We start from the raw sequence: 19,165 nt of genomic DNA, 5'->3' as shown, positions 1-19,165 counted from the left end.
ACCCGAGGGCTTCGAACGAACTCAGAGCTGCGGGTAGGACCGTTTCGTCAGGCGTACCGGGATCGTACCGAGGTCGACGAAGACGAGGTTCACGTAGATACCGCCGGTCGCTTCGAGGTCGACATAGTCCCTGCCCGACACATCCGTGCCATGCGTTATCGCGAGTTGGGCATTCCCGAATTGCTGGGCGCTTAGCAGGTGGTCGGTGAACTCGGTCTGCAAGTCGGCATCTGACGGCACCGGCCAGACCGAAACCGCCCTCGATGCCTCGTCGAGCGCAGATGACAGCGAGTTCTGGAAGAACAGGTAAATGCTCATATTGAGCGTGCCGAGAAGCATCGTCACGGTCAGCGGAAGCACCAGCGCGAATTCCACGGCCGCCGTGCCGCGATTGTCGAGGAGGAAGGTCTTGATCCTTTTCAGCATCATTTCGTCCTTATCGTAACCGAGCCGACGTGGTTCTGCTTGGTGGCGTAATCCGCGATACCCTTGATGTTGAGCATCGGCTCCCAGTCTTCGTTGACCGTGATGGTCATATAGGCCGTCTCGACCGCAGTCGGGTTGATACAGAATGGCGCGCCAACCACCTGCTTGACCCCGTCGCATTCGATCTGGGTCTTCACCTTGATGTTCCCAACGGGGAGGCCGGACGCATTCGCGATCGCCGCTGCCACAACGGGATCGGGCGGCACGGTTTCAAGCGTACCCATCACGTATTCGGCCCCCAGTTGGGCGGTCTGCTGCATTTCGACCTTGTGGCGATAACCCATGGCGAAATCGATGCCGCCAAGCGCCATTGCCAGCACAAGCGGCATGACGAGCGCGACTTCGATGGTCGCGTTTCCGCGGGTACTGCGGGCAAGCTTGGAAATAGTGGCGATCATTGGCGCAACCTCAGAAATTCGCTGCCATTGAAGGAGGCGACGCCCCGGCCTGCAGGACAGTTGTTGGTGACGCTGGTGTTACCGGTGAAGGTGATGAACCTGGACACGATCTGAAGGCAGTCGGTCGTCATGCTGCTGTTACCGCTGAACTCGACCATGTTGGTGGGTGCATAGATGCCGCCGTCGAAAACCGACTTGCTGTCACCGGTCAGGAAGAGACGGTTCTTGTTGGAGGCAACCAGTCGGCTGTCCTGGACAATGATCAGACCCTCGTAAGGTCCGCTGTCTGGGGCGGTCAGCTGGATCGACGAAGTACCTGCGATGGAGATGTCTCCGATCGCACTCGCGTTGAACGGATTGTCGGTGTTCGTAAATACGAGCGTGACATTCGTGCCTCGTAGGGTCGCGTTGCCGCCGACGCTAAGCCCCCTTGAACCGATGAAATAAGTCCCCGGGTCGAGCGTGACAGTAGCATTGTTCTGAATCTGGATGCCTTGATAGCAACCGAACGTGCCGAAATTCAGGCCGAGCGTGTTGCCGGGTCCCCTAAATGGCATCGGCCAATCGTTACACGTCACATTCGGCTGCGTATCGACGCCATCGAACGGGTCGGCAGCGGGCGGCGCATTATTGTTGATGGCCGTATCGCTCGTGACACCGCCCGAGTTGGTGACCGTTCCTACAGCGGACAATGCGCCGGCCTTGATCGTGTTCGTACCCGATGCGGTTGCATCGAAGTTCGAGTTGGAGGCCATCCCGCAGTTCATGCTGACCGTTGCCGATCCCGAGATCGTCAGGCCAGTCGAATTCTGGTCGAGCGCGATCATGCAGTTCGGGACTTCAGAGCTAGATTGTGCCACGGCTTCGACGCTGATTGTCGGAGCGTTCGCCAGGAACAGGCTGGAGAACGGCAGTTCGCGCGACGTGCTGAGCACGACGCGGACCATGCTGTTGTCGCCCGCGAAATCACCAGTCGTGGGCGGGGTCTCGATCGCCTCGATGGTGTAGATGTGCTGGTAGTTCTCGCCCAGGACCTTGGTGACCACGGTATTGACGTCTTCGCCATTTCTCATGGCGAGCGCACCCGCCATTGCGCCAGCATCGGCGGCGCTGTGAAGGTCGCGGCGCCAGCTGATCCACTGGGCAGCGTCGACAGCAAGGCCCATGGTGCCGACCATGGGAACAAGGGAGGCGGCCACGAGAACGAGCACGTTGCCACGTGTGTCGTCGCGAACCTGCTTTATAAACTGCACCGCTTTGCGAAGCATTGCGTACCCCATATCCAACTGTTCGAGGGTCCCTCATAAGGTCCACCGATGTCGGCGAGGTAAAGCAACAGCCCTAAAGACAAGTTAAAATGACAGGTCGTAGCACTCCGCAATACGGAGAACGCACCGAGTCCCGTGAGTTGGTCAGAGGTTAACGGAGCGCTTTGGCTGACGGCAAAAGCGAATCAGTCCGCGTTTCTTCGCGCGGACACCTCAGTCCCGGTAACAGACCTTCTTGGCTGCTTCGACGATCCGCGCGCTGTCGATCAGCGCCATCTTTTCGAGGTTCGCGGCGTAAGGAAGCGGCACGTCTTCATTGCACACGCGAGTGACAGGTGCGTCGAGATGGTCGAAGCCTTCCTCCATGCAGATCGCCGTAATCTCCGATGCGATCGAGCAAGTCGGCCAGCCTTCCTCTGCGATGACGACGCGATTCGTCTTGGCCAGGCTTGTCAGGACCGCTTCCTTATCGAGCGGACGCAGCGTGCGAAGGTCGATGACTTCGGCGTCGATCCCCTCGCCAGCGAGCTCTTCGGCTGCTTCCAGCGCGAGGCCTACGGCGATCGAATAGGACACGATTGTCACATCGCTGCCTTCGCGCATGATCCGTGCCTTGCCGATCGGCAGCACATGATCGTCGAGCTCGGGCAGTTCGAAGGTGCGGCCGTAGACCAGTTCGTTTTCAAGGAACACGACCGGGTCCTCGCACCGGATGGCGGCCTTGAGCAGTCCCTTCGCATCCGAGCTGTCGAAGGGCGCAATCACGATCAGACCGGGCACGCTGGCGTACCATGGGCCATAGTTCTGGCTGTGCTGCGCGCCGACGCGGCTTGCCGCGCCGTTGGGGCCGCGGAACACTACCGGACAACGCATCTGTCCCCCCGACATATAGTTGGTCTTGGCTGCCGAGTTGATGATGTGGTCGATGGCCTGCATCGCGAAGTTGAAGGTCATGAATTCGACCACCGGACGCAGACCGCCCATTGCGGCGCCTGCGCCGATCCCCGCAAAGCCGTATTCTGTGATCGGGGTGTCGATAACACGCTTGGGACCGAATTCATCGAGCAGCCCCTGGGTCACCTTGTAGGCACCCTGATACTGGGCGACTTCCTCGCCCATGACGAACACACGTTCGTCGCGGCGCATTTCCTCGGCCATGGCATCGCGTAAAGCTTCACGCACAGTGACTTTCGCCATGTTGGTGCCATGCGGGACTTCGGGGTCCTTCACGTCCGCCTTGCGCGAAGGCTTAGTGATTTCGGCTTCCGATGCGTCCTGGCCAACGTCCTTGCCTTCGCCCGGAACGTCATCGACCTCTGCCTGTGCGGGTGCAGCAAGATCGGAGGCTTCTTCGCCCTCGCCGGCCAGCATCGCGATCACGGTGCCGACCTTCACGCCTTCGGTGCCTTCTTCGACAAGGATCTTGCCCAGCGTGCCTTCATCGACCGCTTCGAATTCCATCGTGGCCTTGTCGGTTTCGATCTCGGCAATGATGTCGCCGATCTCGATCGCATCGCCTTCCGACTTGAGCCATTTAGCGAGCGTGCCTTCTTCCATGGTGGGAGACAGCGCGGGCATCTTCAGTTCGATAGCCATGGCTCAATACTCCTCCACCAGGACATCGGTGTAGAGTTCGGAAGCCTCCGGTTCTGGCGAATTCTCGGCGAAATCGGCAGCCTCGCTGACGACCTTGCGAATGTCCTTGTCGATGGCTTTCAAGTCTTCCTCTTTCGCGCCGTTTTCCAGCAGGACCTTTTTCAGGCCCTCGATCGGGTCCTTGTGGTCTTTCATGTCCTGCACTTCCTCGCGGGTGCGGTACTTGGCCGGGTCGGACATGGAGTGGCCGCGATAGCGATAGGTTTCGCATTCCATCAGGACCGGGCCCTTGCCGTCGCGCACGTGCTTGAACGCGATCTCGGCAGCCTGGCGGACCTCGAGGACATCCATGCCGTTGACCTTCATCCCCGGGATGCGGAATGCAGTGCCGCGGCGGTAGAACTCGGTTTCGGCGGAGCTTCGGCTGACCGCGGTCCCCATAGCGTACTGGTTGTTCTCGATGACGAAGACGATCGGCAGGTTCCACAGCGCCGCCATGTTGAAGGTCTCATAGACCTGGCCCTGGTTCGCAGCGCCATCACCGAAATAGGCAAGGCACAGGCCGCCGTCTTCGTTGTACTGGTGCGCAAGCGCCAGGCCTCCGCCAAGCGCGACCTGCGCGCCGACGATGCCGTGACCGCCGTAGAACTTATGCTCGGTCGAGAACATGTGCATCGACCCGCCCTTGCCCTTGGAGATGCCGGCTTCGCGGCCGGTTAATTCGGCCATGATGACCTTGGGATCGATACCGTAAGCGAGCATGTGACCGTGATCGCGGTAGCCGGTGATCACGCTGTCCTTGTCCCCGTCGAGCGCGGACTGCAGGCCGATGGCAACTGCTTCCTGGCCGATGTAGAGGTGGCAGAAACCGCCGATGAGCCCTAGGCCGTAGAGCTGACCCGCACGTTCTTCGAAACGCCGGATAAGCAGCATCTGTTCGTAGAAGTGCATCATCTGATCGGTGCTGGCATCGAAGCGCTGCTTCTTCTCCAGTTCTTCCTGCAGGGAATGCAGGACGAAATCCGTATCTTCAGCGGGACTCTTCTGGGCCTTTTCGGCTGCTTTGCTCTTCGGGGCCTTTGCCAAACTACAGCATCCTTTATCTTCCGGGGAGGAATATGGCTCAGCCTATAGGCATAGCGGCGCACACCGCGCAACGCCCAAGCTGCGCGCATACGAAAACCTTACGGAAATGAAGGCTTGGCGCCCGGCTCAGTCGTCGAGCTTGATGACGACTTCGTCCGGGTGGACGACGTTCAGCTGGCTGCGGAGCAATTCGCCTACCATATCGGGATCGGCATGATCCGGATGTAACAAGGCAACCTTGTTCTGCAACGCGGACCGTTCCTTCTGGAGAGCGGCCAGCTGCGCTTCGCGCTGGTCGAGAAGGCGGAGATTTTCGCTCCACGCCAAGAGACCGGACGGTCCGGCGACGGCAATTCCGCCCATCACGAGCAACGCTGCGAGCGCCGCAGTATACGACGCCTTCTGCCTTTGCCTTGTATTGAGTCTGACCTTGCCTCTCATCAAAGCCACAGAATCACAGTTAACCTTTACGCGCAAGGGCTATTTGCAGTCCCGTCAGTAGGAACGTGGCAGGCCAAGGACGTGCTCTGCCAGATAGCTGAGAATCAGGTTCGTGCTGATGGGGGCGACAGTGTACAGACGGGCCTCGCGGAACTTGCGTTCTACGTCGTATTCCTCGGCAAAACCGAAACCGCCCAGCGTCTGGACACACATGTCGGCTGCCGCCCAACTCGCTTCGCTAGCGAGCATCTTGGCCATGTTGGCTTCGGCCCCTGCATTACCGCCTTCGTCATAGACTTCGGCCGCATGGTGAACCATCAGTTCGGCCGCGCGCATCTGGGCATAGCAGCGCGCGATGGGAAACTGCACTCCCTGGTTCTGGCCAATGGGCCTCGAGAAGACCAGGCGATCCTTGGCATAGTCGCTAGCCTTCTCGATGAACCATTTCGCGTCGCCGATGCACTCCGCAGCAATCAGGATACGTTCGGCGTTCATGCCCGAGAGGATGTAGCGGAACCCCTTCCCCTCCTCGCCGATCAGCGCCGACGCAGGGATCCTCATGTCGTCGAGGAAAACCTCGGTCGTCGAATGGTTCATCATCGTCCGGATCGGTTTGATGATCATGCCATTCCCCACCACTTCACGCATGTCGACGAGGAAAAGCGAGAGGCCTTCCGTCTTCTTGGCCACCTCGTCACGCGGTGTCGTGCGGGCCAGCAAGACCATCAGGTCGGAATGCTCGGCACGGCTCGTCCAGATCTTCTGGCCGTTGATCACATATTCGTCGCCTTCCCGTTTGGCGAAGGTGCGCAGGGAAAGCGTGTCGGTGCCGCTCGTCGGTTCGGATACGCCGAATGCCTGTAAGCGCAGATCACCGTTGGCGATGCCCGGAAGGTAGCTGCGCTTCTGCTCTTCGCTGCCGTAACGAAGCAGCGTATTCATCACGTACATCTGGGCATGGGCGGCAGCGCCGTTGCAGCCGGATGCCTGGATTTCCTCCATGATGACCGCAGCGGAATCGAGTTTAAGCCCACTCCCCCCATATTCTTCCGGGATGAGCGCCGCCAGAAAACCCGCCCGGGTAATCGCATCGACGAATTCTGCCGGATAGGCTCGCTTGCGGTCTTTTTCCCTCCAGTATTCACCCGGGAAATCGGAGCAGACTGCGCTTACGGCGCGGCGGATTTCATCTAGGTCTTCTTTTGCCATCGATCGACACATGGACTCGTCTCGTCCGGAAGGCAATCCGTCGGAACAGGCCATCTCGCGCTCCGTTGGTTTCTTGACATGCGGAGCGCGTTTCCGTATTTGGTTTCTATTGAAACTAACTCAGATGACAGAGGATTGAGATGCCCGATCTTTTCGAAAACCCCATTGGCCTCGACGGCTTCGAATTCGTCGAATTCTGCGCCCCTGAAAAGGGCGTGATCGAGCCGGTTTTCGAAGCAATGGGCTTCTCCCATGTTGCGAACCACCGTTCCAAGGACGTCCAGCTTTGGCGCCAGGGCCAAATCAACCTGATCCTCAATTACGAGCCGAAGAGCGCCGCGTGGTTCTTCGCCCGCGAACACGGCCCGTCTGCCTGCGGCATGGGCTTTCGCGTCCGCGATGCGAAGAAAGCCTATGATGAACTCATCGAACGTGGTGCCGAACCGGTCGCGAACGAACCGGGCCCGATGGAACTGCGCATCCCCGCAATCCGCGGCATTGGCGGCGCGATCGTCTACCTGATCGACCGCTATTCCAGCGAAGACGGCGAAGGCCTGTCGATCTACGACATCGACTTCGAATATCTGCCCGGTGTCGAAAAGCACCCGGAAGGCGCAGGGTTCGATGTAATCGATCACCTCACGCATAACGTCTACAACGGCCGCATGAAGTACTGGGCGGATTATTACGAAACGCTCTTCAACTTCCGCGAAATCCGCTTCTTCGACATCAAGGGCGAATATACCGGCCTGACGTCCAAGGCGCTGACCGCCCCTGACGGCAAGATCCGCATTCCGCTGAACGAAGAAGGCGAAGGCGGCAAGGGACAGATCGAAGAGTTCCTGCGCGAATTTAACGGCGAAGGTATCCAGCACATCGCCCTCATCTGCGACGATCTCGTCAAGGCTTGGGACAAGCTGAAGGACTTCGGCGTTCCCTTCATGACGGCCCCGCCCGAAACCTATTACGAAATGCTCGAAGAGCGCCTGCCCGGCCACGGTGAAAAGGTCGATGAGCTCAAGATGCGCGGCATCCTGATGGACGGCACCACCGAAGGCGGCACCCCGCGCCTCCTGCTGCAGATCTTCGCAGAAGCGCAGGTCGGTCCGGTGTTCTTCGAATTCATCCAGCGCAAGGGCGATGACGGCTTCGGCGAAGGCAATTTCAAGGCGCTGTTCGAAAGCATGGAGCGCGACCAGATCAAACGCGGCGTGCTCAGCGTGGAGGATGCCCAGACCGTCGAAGCGGAGCCCGCCGAATGAACGACGTAGCAGGTCATCCCGTAAAGCTGGGCGGCGTTCACCACGCCGCCTACCGCTGCAAGGACGCAAAAGAGACTGTCGAGTGGTACGGCAAGGTGCTTGGCATGGATTACACCACTGCCTTCGCCGAGGATCATGTACCCTCGACCGGTGCGTATGATCCGTACATGCATGTGTTCCTCGACGCAGGTAACGGCAACATCCTCGCGTTCTTCGAACTGCCCAATCAGAAGGATATGGGCCGCGACGAAAATACTCCGGCCTGGGTGCAGCACCTTGCATTTAAGGTCGCATCGGAAGACGAATTGCTGGCGGCCAAGGAGCATATCGAAAGCCTCGGCATCGATGTGCTAGGTCCGACCCATCACGGCATCTTTAAATCGATCTATTTCTTCGATCCCAATGGCCACCGTGTAGAGTTGGCTGCCGATATCGGCACTGACGAACAATATGCCGAGCTCAAGCGCGTTGCCCCGATGATGCTTGAGGAATGGAGCGAGACGAAAAAGGCCCCTCGCCACGCCGACTGGCTGCATGAAATCGCGCGCCAAGAACACGGCAACGATTAAGCCTAAAGCGGGCAAACCCTATTAGTTTGCAATTCCGGAACCCTGCCGGAGGCATGACGTTGCCTCCCAAAGGGAGTTCTTCGGGTGAATTACATCGCAACGCTGCGCGACCAGCTGCAGGAAATGGGCACTGGCCTGGTTGAAGCGCTGCCCAGTTTCGCAATCGCGCTCATCATCATGTTCGTTACGTGGATCGTGGCGCGCTTCGCCGTGAAGATCTCGGACGCGATTGTCGGGCGCACGGAAATCCGCGCCAGCCTGAAGAACCTGATCGATACGCTGGTCCGCCTTGGCATCTGGCTCATTGGCCTGTTTATCGCAGCAGTCGTCGTCATCCCCAGCCTCACCCCGGCCAGCCTTTTGGCCGGCCTCGGCATCGGCGCTGTTGCCATCGGCTTCGCCTTCCAGGATATCTTCGAGAATTTCCTCGCCGGCGTGCTGATCATGCTGCGCGAGAAGATGCGTATCGGCGACATTATAGAGTGCGAAGGCATCACCGGTAAGGTGGAGCATATTACCCTTCGCGAGACCCACGTCCGCAAGCTGTCGGGTGAACTCACGGTCGTCCCGAACTCCATCCTGTTCAAGAACCCGGTGGAAATCTTCACAGACGAGGACCAGCGCCGTCACGACGTCGTCATCGGCGTCTCCTACGACACCAACCTTGACCATGCCGCAGACGTGATCCGCCGCGCCGTGGAAGAGGTCGAGGATGTGCTGGCCAGCAAGGGCGTTGACATCTTCGCGCAGGAATTCAATTCCAGTTCGGTCGATTTCCTTGTTCGCTGGTGGGCCGGTTCGACGCCGCGCGCCGGCTGGGAAAGCAAGGACAAGGTGGTCCGCGCCATCAAGGCGGCTCTTGATGATGCCGGGATCGAAATCCCGTTCCCCTATGTCACCCATACCTTCAAGGAGACGGTGCCTGTTAGCCAGCTTGGTGACAGCCGCAAGCCGACGCCCTAAGGGTTGCGAACAGAAACCGATCGGAGGCGCGCGCTATATCCGAATGGTGATGGGAGAGCCCGATGAAGATCCTTCGTACGCCCGCAGAACGTTTTACAGACATCCCCGACTATCCGTTCGCGGAAAACTGGATCGATATCGACCTTGGCGAAGGCTATTCCGCTCGCCAGCATTACGTCGACGAAGGGGATAAATCGGCGCCTCCGGTCCTGCTGCTCCACGGAGAACCGAGCTGGTCCTTCCTCTACCGCAAGATGATCCCCGTCCTGGTCGACGCCGGCTTTCGCGTGCTGGCACCCGATCTCATCGGTTTCGGGAAAAGCGATAAGCCCGACGATCCCGAATTCTTCACCTACCAACGCCATGTCGATTGGTTGAAACAGTGGAGGACGGCAGTCGAGCCGCGCCCTGCCGCTCTATTCGTCCAAGACTGGGGCGGCCTTCTTGGGCTGCGAATGGTGGCAAACGACCCCGCGCTCTTCACCTGCATCGTAGCGAGCAATACCTTCCTACCCGCTGGCGGCACGCCTTCCTCAGCATTCCTCGCCTGGCGCGAATTCGCGCGGTCCTCACCCGACTTCCGGATCGGCGCCCTCCTCGATCGCGCCACTGCTACCGAACGTTCAGAAGCCGAAATCGCCGCCTATGATGCGCCCTTTCCCGATGAACCATCCAAGGCTGCTGCACGCGCATTCCCCGGCCTAGTTCCAGTGGCGGACGGTATGCCCGGGGTGGAAGAAAACAAGCAGGCCTGGCCATCGCTTGCGGCATACGATCGCCCCTTCCTCACCCTGTTTGGCGACGACGACCCCATAACCAAGGGCAGCGAGAAATTCCTCATCGAGCGGATTGCCGGGGCCAAGGGTCTTGAGCACCGCACGCTGCCGAACTGCGGCCACTTCTGCCAGGAAGACCAGCCTGAAGAGCTTGCGGCCGGTGTGATCGCGATGGCCCGCAAAGCAGGCCAACTCGGGTGACGTCGAATGCGCTGATGACGCGCTCGCAAGAATATTTTCTAGCCATCGCTGCTGCGGTGGTCACCGCCAATGCCTACTACATTCACCCGATAATCGGAGAGGTCGCGTCCTATTTCGGGGTCAGCGAGGCAAGGATCGGGCTGGTCCCCGCTCTCAATCAACTGGCCCTGGCCGTCGGCATCCTCCTCCTCCTCCCCCTGGGGGACAGGTATTCGAACAGGCGTCTGACCATAGCCTTCTCCGTGGGCCAGACCCTGGGCCTGGCGGTCATGACGATCGCCGACACATTCAGCCAATTTCTCGCCGGATCGACCGCGCTCGGCTTCTTCACCATCGCGCCCTATCTGCTGCCGGCCTATGCTTCCAAACGTGTCGCCCCGGAACGCCTGGGGCAGGTCACGGCATTACTGACAGCCGGTGTGATCCTCGGGATCCTCATCGCCCGCGTTGGCGCCGGATGGATTGCGGAGCATTATGGCTGGAGGCTCGTCTACTGGATCGCGACGGGTCTTATGGTGAGCGTCACCCTCGCCCTTCCCTACCTGATGGAAGGCGGAGAGCGCGAACGGGGAAAAGCCAGTTACTGGTCCCTCGTCAGCTCGGTTTTCCCGCTCGCCAAACGCCATCGCGACGTCGTTCTGTCCGGCGGCATCCAGGCGCTAAACTTTGCACAATTCATTGCGCTCTGGCTGGCACTCGCGCTCTACCTCACGTCGCCAGAGGTGGGATATGGAACCGACACGGTCGGGTATCTCGCGGCGATCGCCGCCGTTTCGATTTTCTCGACCCCCAGGCTCGGGAGATGGGCCGATGTGGTTGGTGCCCGGAAGGCAAGGCTTGTCTTCGCGCTTATCCAGCTGATCGGGATCGCGTTATTCTATCCCTTGAGCGGATCGCTATGGGGGCTGATCATTCCGCTGGTGCTGGTAAATTTGGTTGGGCCAGGGATCGATGTCACCGGCCGCATGACGTTCCTGTCACTGGCCGCCGACCTGCGAACGCGGCTAACCACCATCTACATCGTCCTGATGTTCGTCGGCGGCGGGATCGGCAGCATTGCCGCCACCGCGATCTACGACATCTTCGGGTGGGGTGGCGTATGCCTCGGGCTGGTCATTTCTTCTGCAGCGCTCACGGCGCTTGCAGCATACTCTTACCGGAAAAATCGGTGAAATGGTGCGCCCGACAGGATTCGAACCTGTGGCCCCCAGATTAGGAATCTGGTGCTCTATCCGACTGAGCTACGGGCGCCCCGGCGCCCCGTATAGCGCCTGAGCTTTTCGTGGCAATCAGTTGAGTTCGTCGGGAGGCGCGATCGGGAAAAGGATCGGCGCCACCGCAATGCCTTCCGAGGCCAGGTCCTCTGCCTCTTCACGCGTTGCTTTGCCGTGGATCGGTGTCTCGTCGATCTCGCCGTAATGCTGTGAGCGCGCTTTCTCGGCGAATTTGTCACCGACCCAAGTGCTCTTTTCAAGCGCCTTGGCCTGCGCCTTCGCCAATGTTTCGAGAGCTTTCTTCACCTCGGCCGGCATCGGCGCGTTGGATAGCTGCGCCTCCGCCTTTGGCTCCTGGTCAGCGATCGCTGCCTTGGTGCTGTTTCCCTTGACCGGAACTGCCGGAGCCATGGGCGCCTTGCCCACGATGGAAGATCCGCATTCCGGGCAATCCAGCAGGCCGCGCTCCCTCTGCCGATCATAGTCGGCAGACGATCCGAACCACCCTTCGAAGCGGTGGCCATTGTCGCAGTGAAGGTCGAATACGATCATGGGCGCCTAAATGGCGATTTCTCGGCGATTGGCAAGGCTGGGAACCTGTGCACGGACGGTTTGTATCCGGCTGAGATCGATGTCGGCAAAACCCACCTCGGGGCCGCCCTCGCCCATATCCAGTATCACTTCGCCCCACGGATCGACGACAAGGCTGTGCCCATATGTTTCGCGCCCGTCCTCGTGATACCCGGACTGAGCAGCGGCGATCACGAAGGCGCTCGCTTCGATTGCCCGGGCACGTTGCAGGACATGCCAATGCGCCTTGCCGGTGGGAACGGTGAAGGCTGCAGGGGTTGCAATCACATCGCACTCGAGGCGCCCAAGGGCCTCGTAGAGTGCGGGAAAGCGCAAGTCGTAACAAATAGTGAGGCCAAGTTTCCCTACAGGGCAATCTACGGTCACAACCGTGTCACCGGGTCGATAGGCGTTCGATTCCCGCCAGCTTTCGCCGCTATCTAGGTCCACGTCGAACATGTGCATCTTGTCGTAACGCGCGGCGATATTGCCCGTATCGTCGATGACGAAGGCGCGATTGGCCCACTTGCCCTCGCCCGCATCGACAGCAAGGGATCCGAGATGGACCCAGAGACCATTCTTGGCTGCTTCGTTACTGACCGCAGCCAGAACCGGATTTGCGCTCTCGTCGACAATGTGTCCCGCCGCCCGTTTGCGATCGCGATCCAGCAGTCCCGACATTTCAGGAGTGAAGATCATCTGTGCGCCGCCCTGCGCAGCAGAGGCGATCGCGCCGGTCAAAGTTTCAGCGTTGCGAGACGGATCTATCCCGGTCGTCGACTGGAAAAGCGCGATCCGCGTCATTCGGCGGCCAAAAGCGCGTCCAGCTTGCCGGCGCGTTCGAGAGCGGCGAGTTCATCGGACCCTCCGACATAGGTCTCACCGATAAAGATCTGCGGCACCGTCCGGGCATTCGGCGCACGTTCGAGCATCTCGTCGCGCTTGGGACCACCCATGGTGATATCGTGCTCTGAGTATTCCGCACCCTTGCTGTCGAGCAGGCTCTTCGCGCGATAGCAAAAGCCGCAGCCGAACTTGGTGTAGATATCGATTTGTGGCTGGCTCATCGCGTGTCCTTAAGGGCTTGGTTTAGGGGGACAGGCTTAGCCGACTGGTCGGCGGCTTGAAAGCGTTTGGTCGCTGCCTATCTTGGTCTTGTCGCTGCACGACGCAGCGATGTCGGAGCGCCGGTTACGGGCTCCACATACTGTCAAATTGCTCAACAGAGGATTTGTTTCAATGAACCGTTTTGATACCACACCTTATCGCCGTTCCACCGTTGGTTTTGATCGCCTGTTCGACCTGATGGAACGCCAGGCTCGTAACGCCGGTGGCGATAACTATCCCCCCTTTAATATCGAGCGCCGCGACGATGACGAATATCGCATCACGCTGGCAGTCGCGGGCTTCCGTCCCGAAGACCTCGATATCACGGCGCAACAGAATCTGCTGACCATCCACGGGCGCAAGCGCGACGATCAGCCCGAAGGCGACATGCTGCATGTCGGAATTGCGAACCGCGGCTTCGAACGTCGGTTCGATTTGGCCGATTACGTGCGCGTAGAAAATGCCGATCTGAAGGACGGCATGCTCATCATCGACCTCGTCCGCGAAGTACCCGAGGCGATGAAGCCCAAGAAGATCGCGATCGGCGGGCAAAAGCCGCTCGAAATCGTCAAGGGTGACGATGACAGCGAAGCAGCCTGAAGACTTTCCGATCCTGAAAACGAAAGGGGGCGGTACCCGAAGGTATCGCCCCCGCGACGTCTAGCGCCGCCAAGCCCCTAATTCGGTTGTCCGGGTCGCAGAAGACAACCGAGTTCGAGGCAAGCCCACCGCTTGCTGGCGCAGCGTTAGTCTGAAAATTCAAGGATCTGCGACCGCTGTGCCCAACAGTGTCTGCATCAAATGCAACAAAAGATAAAGGCCCCCTTTTCCGGGAAAAGGAGGCCACTGTCGCGTTGGTACAAACTGTACAAAGCCGCCATGTGTGAAAACAAACGTTTACGTTCACATAGGGTTCGAAAAATTTTTTAGACGAGTCGCTCCTGATCCAGCGCAGCACCGATGAAACCGGCAAAAAGTGGATGAGGATCAAAGGGTTTGGACTTCAGTTCGGGATGAAACTGAACACCAACGAACCACGGATGGTCTGGCCGTTCGACGATTTCCGGTAGCAATCCGTCGGGCGACATGCCGGAAAAGATCAGGCCCTGCTTCTCAAGCGGCTCGATATAGGCTCCGTTGACTTCATAGCGATGGCGATGGCGCTCGGAGATCTCGCTCTTGCCGCCATAGATCGCGGAAACATGGCTGTTCGCGGCAAGTTTCGCATCATAGGCACCAAGACGCATCGTCCCGCCGAGGTCGCCGCCTGCTTCGCGCTTCTCCAGTCCTTCCTGCGTCATCCATTCCGTGATGATGCCGACGACCGGCTCTTCCGTCTTGCCGAACTCTGTCGAGCTGGCCTTGTCGAACCCGGCCGAACGCGCACCTTCGATGCAGGCCATCTGCATTCCCAGGCAAATGCCGAGGAAGGGCACCTTGCGTTCGCGCGCAAAGCGCACGGCAGCGATCTTTCCTTCGCTGCCGCGTTCACCGAATCCGCCGGGGACGAGAATGCCGTGCATCGGCTCGAGCTGGGCTGCGATATCGCTATCGCCCTGTTCGAAAACCTCCGCGTCGATCCACTTGATGTTGACCTTTACGCGGTGCGCCATGCCGCCGTGAACAAGCGCTTCGTTCAGCGACTTGTAGGCGTCCTGCAGGCCGACATATTTGCCGACTACGCCGATCGTCACTTCGCCTTCTGGATTGGAATGGCGGTCCACCACATCGTACCAGCGCGAAAGGTCAGGTTCGGGCGCATCTGTTATGCCGAAGCCACGCAGGACCTCGGTGTCGAGACCTTCGCCATGATACTGGAGTGGCACCGAATAGATCGACGGCGCGTCGAGAGCGGGGATTACCGCTTCTTTGCGTACATTGCAGAAGTTCGCGATTTTCTGGCGTTCGCCGTCGGGAATCGGATGTTCTGCGCGGCACAACAGCACATCGGGCTTGATCCCGAGGCTGGCGAGTTCACGGACCGAATGCTGGGTTGGCTTGGTTTTCAGCTCACCCGCTGCCGCAATGTAGGGCACCAGCGTCACATGGACGCTGAGCGACTGCATGGGTTCGAGCTCGTTACGCAGCTGGCGGATCGCCTCCATGAAAGGAAGGCTCTCGATATCGCCGACCGTCCCGCCGATTTCGCACAGGATGAAATCGTGATCGTCCTGACCGGCAAGGGCGAATTCCTTGATCGCGTCGGTCACATGAGGGACCACCTGCACGGTCGCCCCGAGGTAATCCCCGCGACGTTCTTTCGCGATGATCTGCTGGTACACGCGGCCTGAGGTGATGTTGTCGCCCTGATGCGCGGAAACGCCAGTAAAGCGTTCGTAATGCCCGAGATCAAGGTCGGTCTCGGCGCCGTCATCGGTCACATAGACCTCGCCATGCTGATACGGGCTCATCGTGCCCGGATCGACATTGAGATAGGGATCGAACTTGCGGATGCGGACCTTGTACCCGCGCGCCTGCAGAAGCGCTGCGAGGCTCGCAGCCATGAGACCTTTGCCGAGCGAGGAGACCACGCCGCCGGTGATGAAAATATACCGCGCCATGGGAGTTGGGCCTTAAGCGTGGGGAGTGAGTCGGCGCAAGGATAAAGACGCGCAGAAATGCGCGCCGTCCACAGACGCCAGCGAAATAATTTGTTTTTGGCTTAGTCGGCCAGCGGGTCGACCGGCTCTGCAGGTGCAGCATCCGGTGCAGGAGCGGCGCCCGGTCCACCCAGCGGATCGACGGTTTCTGCCGGGGTAACCGAGCGATCGAGAGTCGACTCCACGCCGTCCACGCCGACGCCCTCAACGGCCATCGCGGCGAGTGCGATCGATAGCACGACGAAAGCCACCGCCAGCCACTTGGTCGAGCGGGTCAGGAAGTCCGCTGCACCGCGAGCGCTGAGCATTCCGGACGGACTACCACCAATACCCAGGCCACCGCCTTCGCTGCGCTGCATGAGGATGACGCCAACGAGCGCTGCCGCGACAATCGCCTGAACGACGGTGAGGAAGAGAAACATGGGTATCTATCTCGATCAATTGAATTTGACGCGCAGCATCTAGGCGTGCGCGCGCGAAACGGCAAGGTTTGGGAACTAGGCGTCTTCTGCTTCGGATGCAGCGACGACGATCCCGAGGAAGCTTTCCGCCGAAAGGCTGGCACCGCCTACCAAGGCACCGCCAACTTCGGGAGTCGCCAGGATTTCGCGAGCGTTGTCCGGATTGACCGAGCCGCCATAGAGGATGCGGACCTCTGCCGACTGCTCTGCGCCATAAGTCTCGTCGAGAAGCTTTCGGATTGCCGCGTGCATCGACTCGATGTCGTCGGTCGTGGCCGTGCGACCGGTGCCAATCGCCCAGATAGGTTCATAAGCAACGGTCACGCGGTCTGCGGCATCGTCGATCTTGGGAAGACTTGCGCGCAACTGCCCAAGGACAAACTCCTCGGCCTTACCCGAATCGCGCAGCTCCAGGCTTTCTCCGCAGCAAAGGATGATGCGCAGGCCGGCCTCAAGAGCGCTCTCGATCTTGGCATTGATCAGTTCGTTCGATTCGCCGTGGGCACCGCGACGCTCGCTATGGCCGAGGATGACGAACTTGGCGCCAGCGTCGGACAGCATGGTGGCGGAGATATCACCGGTGTGCGCACCTTCGGCGCCGGGATGGCAATCCTGTGCGCCTACGCCGATCTGCTCCGCCTCGCGGTGCACGGCGTGGATCAATGTATAAGGCGGGGCAACGGCCACTTCAGCTTTCATGTAACGCTGAGCGGCACGGTCGATGGCGCGCGCTTCGCTGAGCATCGCGCGCGTCCCGTTCATTTTCCAATTACCAACAATATAGGGCCGTTCGGCCATGCAAATTTCCTGTCACGTCATCGGATCTGGCTGGCGCTATATAGAGAGCACGCGCACAATCGCCAGACCGGGCTTGTAATTGCGTCAAAAGCGGACAGCACCTGTTGCGGGGAGGTCGCATGGCGGATAAAGCGCCGTGCTCGAAACGGTATTGCATCGTGTCCCTCGCGGGTGCGGCGCGCTCCAAAGCATCGAAGAGGCATTCCCGCAAGCCATGCTCACTTTTTTCCGGAATTTCTTTAAGACGAAGGTCGGCCTAGCCATCGCCCTCGCCTTTCTCGGCCTGATCGGCTTCGCCTTCGCCAGCATGGACGTGTCCAGCACGGGCGCGTTCGGTGGCGTTGCCGGGGGTGATCGCGTCGCCGTTGTCGGCGGCGAAAAGATTTCGACCTCGGCACTCAATGACGCCGCAGGCGAAGCGTTGCGCCGTGTCCGGCAGGAAAATCCGGATGCGACCATCCAGACCCTGCTTTCCGGCGACGGACTCGATAACGTCCTCGACGGGCTGATCGATCGCTTCGTGCTTATCGCCTGGGGCGAAGAGAACGGCCTGCGTGCGGGTCGCAATCTCGTGAACAGCGAGATCAGACAGATTCCCGGCGCTCGCGGCCCGAGCGGCAATTTCGAGGAAAGCGCCTACCAGGCATTCCTCAATGCGCAGAGCATCACCGATTCCCAGCTGCGCCAGCAGGTCCGCACATCCTTGTTCTTTCGCCAGGCGGTCATTCCGGCAACCTATGGGACCATCGTCCCCGATTCCATCGCCGAAACCTATGCGCGCACCTTCAAGGAGCGTCGTCGCGGTTCGGTAGCCGTGATCCCGGCCGCCGCATTTGCGCCGACCGGCAATCCCACCGACGCCCAGCTGCAGGACTTCTACTCCAAGAACGGGCAGCGCTTCGTACGGCCCGAACGCCGCACCTTGCGCTACGCCAGCTTCGGAGCAGACGCTCTCGGCGACACGATCGAACCGACTGATGGTCAGATCCAGGAATATTTCCGCGAGAATGCGGAAGCCTACGCTGCACGCGAAACGCGCAGCTTCACCCAGCTGATCGTTGCCACGCGTCAGGGCGCCGAGGCAATCGCCGAACGCGTCCGCGGCGGACAGAGCTTTGCAGCTGCCGCATCGGCCGCAGGTTTCCGCACCGCGCAGCTGGAAGACCAGGAGCGCGCCACGGTACGTGAGCAGGCGAGTGCTGCTGTTGCGGATGCCTATTTCGCCGCATCCGAAGGCGGCCTTACCGCCCCTGCCCGCAGCCCGCTTGGCTGGCACATCGCGCGTGTCGATGACGTGACCCAGGTAGTAGCCAAGAGCGTCGCAAGCGTCCGCGGCGAGATTGCCGACGTCTTGCGCGAACGCAATCGCCAGCGCGGTATTGCCGAACTCGCGACGACGATCGAAGATCGCCTGGCCGACGGTGCATCACTGACTGCCGTTGCCGAAGAACTGGATCTCGAAATCCAGTCGACGCAGCCGCTGACCGCGTCAGGCTTTGTCTATGGAACCGAGCAGCGCGCGCCGGATGCATTGCAGCCCACGCTCGATTTTGCCTTCCAGATCGAGGAAGGCGAGCCTGAAATCGCGGCCCTGCCCGACGGCCAGAACTTCATCGTCTACGAAGTTGCGACGATCACGCCTTCCGCGACTGCCCCGCTTGCCCAAATCCGCGAGAACGTGATTGCCGAATGGCGCCGCGTGCGGGGCAACGAAGGCGCCCGTGCAGCTGCCGAGCGTGTTCTGAAACGCGTCGAAGGTGGGGCCACACTTTCGGCCGCACTTGCCGCCGAAGAAGTGACGCTGCCCAACCCGGACACCCTCAACATCACCCGCGAGGAAGTTGCGCAGATGCGCAACGCGAATGTCCCGGCACCCGTCGCATTGTTCTTCTCCATGGCAGAGGGCACTTCCAAGAAGCTGGAAGGCAGCCAGGACCAGGGCTGGTACATCGTTTCCCTCGATGACATTTCGCTGGGCGAGCTCGAGGAAAACGATCCGCTGGTCACCCAGGCGAAATCCCAGATTTCGCAAGGTTGGTCGGCCGAACTGTCGGAGCAGATTATCACCGCCATGCGCGCTGAAGTGGGTGTCGAACGCAATCCCGATGCAATCACGGCCGTGCGCCGTCAGTTGCTCGGCGAAACGAACTGAGACCGCAC

General features: G+C 60.0%; 20 protein-coding genes and 1 tRNA gene. 7 read left to right on the top strand and 14 right to left on the bottom strand.

What is annotated here, in order from left to right:
* Nucleotides 1-21: 21 nt before the first annotated feature.
* From CVE41_RS14355 to CVE41_RS14325, 7 genes are all read right to left on the bottom strand, one after another.
* Nucleotides 22-429, bottom strand: a complete 408-nt coding sequence (locus tag CVE41_RS14355; protein ID WP_157799525.1) for a TadE/TadG family type IV pilus assembly protein — start codon at nucleotides 427-429, stop codon at nucleotides 22-24.
* Nucleotides 426-884 carry a TadE/TadG family type IV pilus assembly protein gene (locus CVE41_RS14350; protein WP_100261269.1) on the bottom strand — a complete coding sequence of 153 codons (459 nt, stop codon included), beginning with the start codon at nucleotides 882-884 and terminating at the stop codon, nucleotides 426-428. The genes CVE41_RS14355 and CVE41_RS14350 overlap by 4 nt, the downstream gene beginning before the upstream one ends.
* Complete coding sequence (locus CVE41_RS14345) at nucleotides 881-2,152, bottom strand: pilus assembly protein TadG-related protein (protein WP_157799524.1); 1,272 nt, start codon at nucleotides 2,150-2,152, stop codon at nucleotides 881-883. The genes CVE41_RS14350 and CVE41_RS14345 overlap by 4 nt, the downstream gene beginning before the upstream one ends.
* A 213-nt stretch (nucleotides 2,153-2,365) precedes the next feature.
* Nucleotides 2,366-3,748 (bottom strand): pyruvate dehydrogenase complex E1 component subunit beta, encoded by a 1,383-nt coding sequence (locus tag CVE41_RS14340; protein ID WP_100261267.1) that lies wholly within the window; start codon nucleotides 3,746-3,748, stop codon nucleotides 2,366-2,368.
* 3 nt (nucleotides 3,749-3,751) lie between these two features.
* Nucleotides 3,752-4,834 carry a pyruvate dehydrogenase (acetyl-transferring) E1 component subunit alpha gene (gene pdhA / locus CVE41_RS14335; RefSeq protein WP_100261266.1) on the bottom strand — a complete coding sequence of 361 codons (1,083 nt, stop codon included), beginning with the start codon at nucleotides 4,832-4,834 and terminating at the stop codon, nucleotides 3,752-3,754.
* A 126-nt stretch (nucleotides 4,835-4,960) separates the two neighbouring features.
* Nucleotides 4,961-5,275, bottom strand: a complete 315-nt coding sequence (locus CVE41_RS14330) for an FtsB family cell division protein (RefSeq protein ID WP_100261265.1) — start codon at nucleotides 5,273-5,275, stop codon at nucleotides 4,961-4,963.
* A gap of 54 nt (nucleotides 5,276-5,329) precedes the next feature.
* Complete coding sequence (locus CVE41_RS14325) at nucleotides 5,330-6,484, bottom strand: acyl-CoA dehydrogenase family protein (protein ID WP_198507678.1); 1,155 nt, start codon at nucleotides 6,482-6,484, stop codon at nucleotides 5,330-5,332.
* 140 nt (nucleotides 6,485-6,624) lie between these two features.
* On the opposite strand from CVE41_RS14325, the gene hppD reads away from it, so the two are divergent.
* The 5 genes from hppD (at nucleotide 6,625) to CVE41_RS14300 (ending at nucleotide 11,427) form a co-directional block, all read left to right on the top strand.
* A complete protein-coding gene (gene hppD, locus CVE41_RS14320) occupies nucleotides 6,625-7,746 on the top strand; it encodes a 4-hydroxyphenylpyruvate dioxygenase (protein ID WP_100261263.1) in 1,122 nt (373 codons plus the stop codon).
* Entirely contained in the window at nucleotides 7,743-8,315 is a 573-nt protein-coding gene (locus CVE41_RS14315; RefSeq protein WP_100261262.1) for a VOC family protein, read from the top strand. Before hppD ends, CVE41_RS14315 begins: the two co-directional genes overlap by 4 nt.
* A gap of 84 nt (nucleotides 8,316-8,399) precedes the next feature.
* Nucleotides 8,400-9,278 (top strand): mechanosensitive ion channel family protein, encoded by an 879-nt coding sequence (locus tag CVE41_RS14310; protein ID WP_100261261.1) that lies wholly within the window; start codon nucleotides 8,400-8,402, stop codon nucleotides 9,276-9,278.
* Nucleotides 9,279-9,340: 62 nt separating this feature from the next.
* Entirely contained in the window at nucleotides 9,341-10,255 is a 915-nt protein-coding gene (locus CVE41_RS14305) for a haloalkane dehalogenase (RefSeq protein ID WP_100261260.1), read from the top strand.
* A 14-nt stretch (nucleotides 10,256-10,269) separates the two neighbouring features.
* The gene (locus CVE41_RS14300) at nucleotides 10,270-11,427 is read left to right on the top strand and encodes an MFS transporter (RefSeq protein ID WP_198507677.1); all 1,158 of its coding nucleotides are present in this window, start codon (nucleotides 10,270-10,272) and stop codon (nucleotides 11,425-11,427) included.
* Between the two features lie 2 nt (nucleotides 11,428-11,429).
* Here the strand turns inward: CVE41_RS14300 and CVE41_RS14295 are convergent.
* The 4 genes from CVE41_RS14295 to grxC form a co-directional block, all read right to left on the bottom strand.
* Nucleotides 11,430-11,506, bottom strand: a tRNA-Arg gene (locus tag CVE41_RS14295).
* Between the two features lie 38 nt (nucleotides 11,507-11,544).
* Complete coding sequence (locus CVE41_RS14290) at nucleotides 11,545-12,021, bottom strand: DUF1178 family protein (RefSeq protein ID WP_100261258.1); 477 nt, start codon at nucleotides 12,019-12,021, stop codon at nucleotides 11,545-11,547.
* Between the two features lie 6 nt (nucleotides 12,022-12,027).
* A complete protein-coding gene (locus CVE41_RS14285) occupies nucleotides 12,028-12,843 on the bottom strand; it encodes a carbon-nitrogen hydrolase family protein (protein ID WP_100261257.1) in 816 nt (271 codons plus the stop codon).
* Entirely contained in the window at nucleotides 12,840-13,106 is a 267-nt protein-coding gene (grxC, locus tag CVE41_RS14280) for a glutaredoxin 3 (protein WP_100261256.1), read from the bottom strand. The genes CVE41_RS14285 and grxC overlap by 4 nt, the downstream gene beginning before the upstream one ends.
* Before the next feature lie 172 nt (nucleotides 13,107-13,278).
* Here grxC and CVE41_RS14275 point away from each other — a divergent pair, with 172 nt between their 5' ends.
* Nucleotides 13,279-13,746: an Hsp20 family protein gene (locus CVE41_RS14275; RefSeq protein ID WP_100261255.1), complete on the top strand. Its 468-nt coding sequence runs from the start codon at nucleotides 13,279-13,281 to the stop codon at nucleotides 13,744-13,746.
* 326 nt (nucleotides 13,747-14,072) lie between these two features.
* On the opposite strand, the gene CVE41_RS14270 is transcribed toward CVE41_RS14275, so the two are convergent.
* From CVE41_RS14270 to tpiA, 3 genes are all read right to left on the bottom strand, one after another.
* Nucleotides 14,073-15,707: a CTP synthase gene (locus CVE41_RS14270; RefSeq protein WP_100261254.1), complete on the bottom strand. Its 1,635-nt coding sequence runs from the start codon at nucleotides 15,705-15,707 to the stop codon at nucleotides 14,073-14,075.
* Between the two features lie 101 nt (nucleotides 15,708-15,808).
* Nucleotides 15,809-16,168: a preprotein translocase subunit SecG gene (gene secG / locus CVE41_RS14265; RefSeq protein ID WP_090479255.1), complete on the bottom strand. Its 360-nt coding sequence runs from the start codon at nucleotides 16,166-16,168 to the stop codon at nucleotides 15,809-15,811.
* Nucleotides 16,169-16,243: 75 nt separating this feature from the next.
* Nucleotides 16,244-17,005: a triose-phosphate isomerase gene (gene tpiA, locus CVE41_RS14260; protein ID WP_100261253.1), complete on the bottom strand. Its 762-nt coding sequence runs from the start codon at nucleotides 17,003-17,005 to the stop codon at nucleotides 16,244-16,246.
* Nucleotides 17,006-17,219: 214 nt separating this feature from the next.
* Between tpiA and CVE41_RS14255 the strand changes: the two genes are divergently transcribed.
* On the top strand, nucleotides 17,220-19,157 hold the full coding sequence (locus tag CVE41_RS14255) for a peptidylprolyl isomerase (protein ID WP_100261252.1): 1,938 nt from the start codon (nucleotides 17,220-17,222) through the stop codon (nucleotides 19,155-19,157).
* The last annotated feature ends 8 nt before the right edge of the window (nucleotides 19,158-19,165 follow it).

Origin of the sequence: Qipengyuania seohaensis, assembly GCF_002795865.1 — a bacterium.
Classification (GTDB): Bacteria; Pseudomonadota; Alphaproteobacteria; order Sphingomonadales; family Sphingomonadaceae; genus Qipengyuania; species Qipengyuania seohaensis.
The sequence above is the reverse complement of the archived record's forward strand: the minus strand, read 5'-3'. Positions and strand labels throughout refer to the sequence as shown.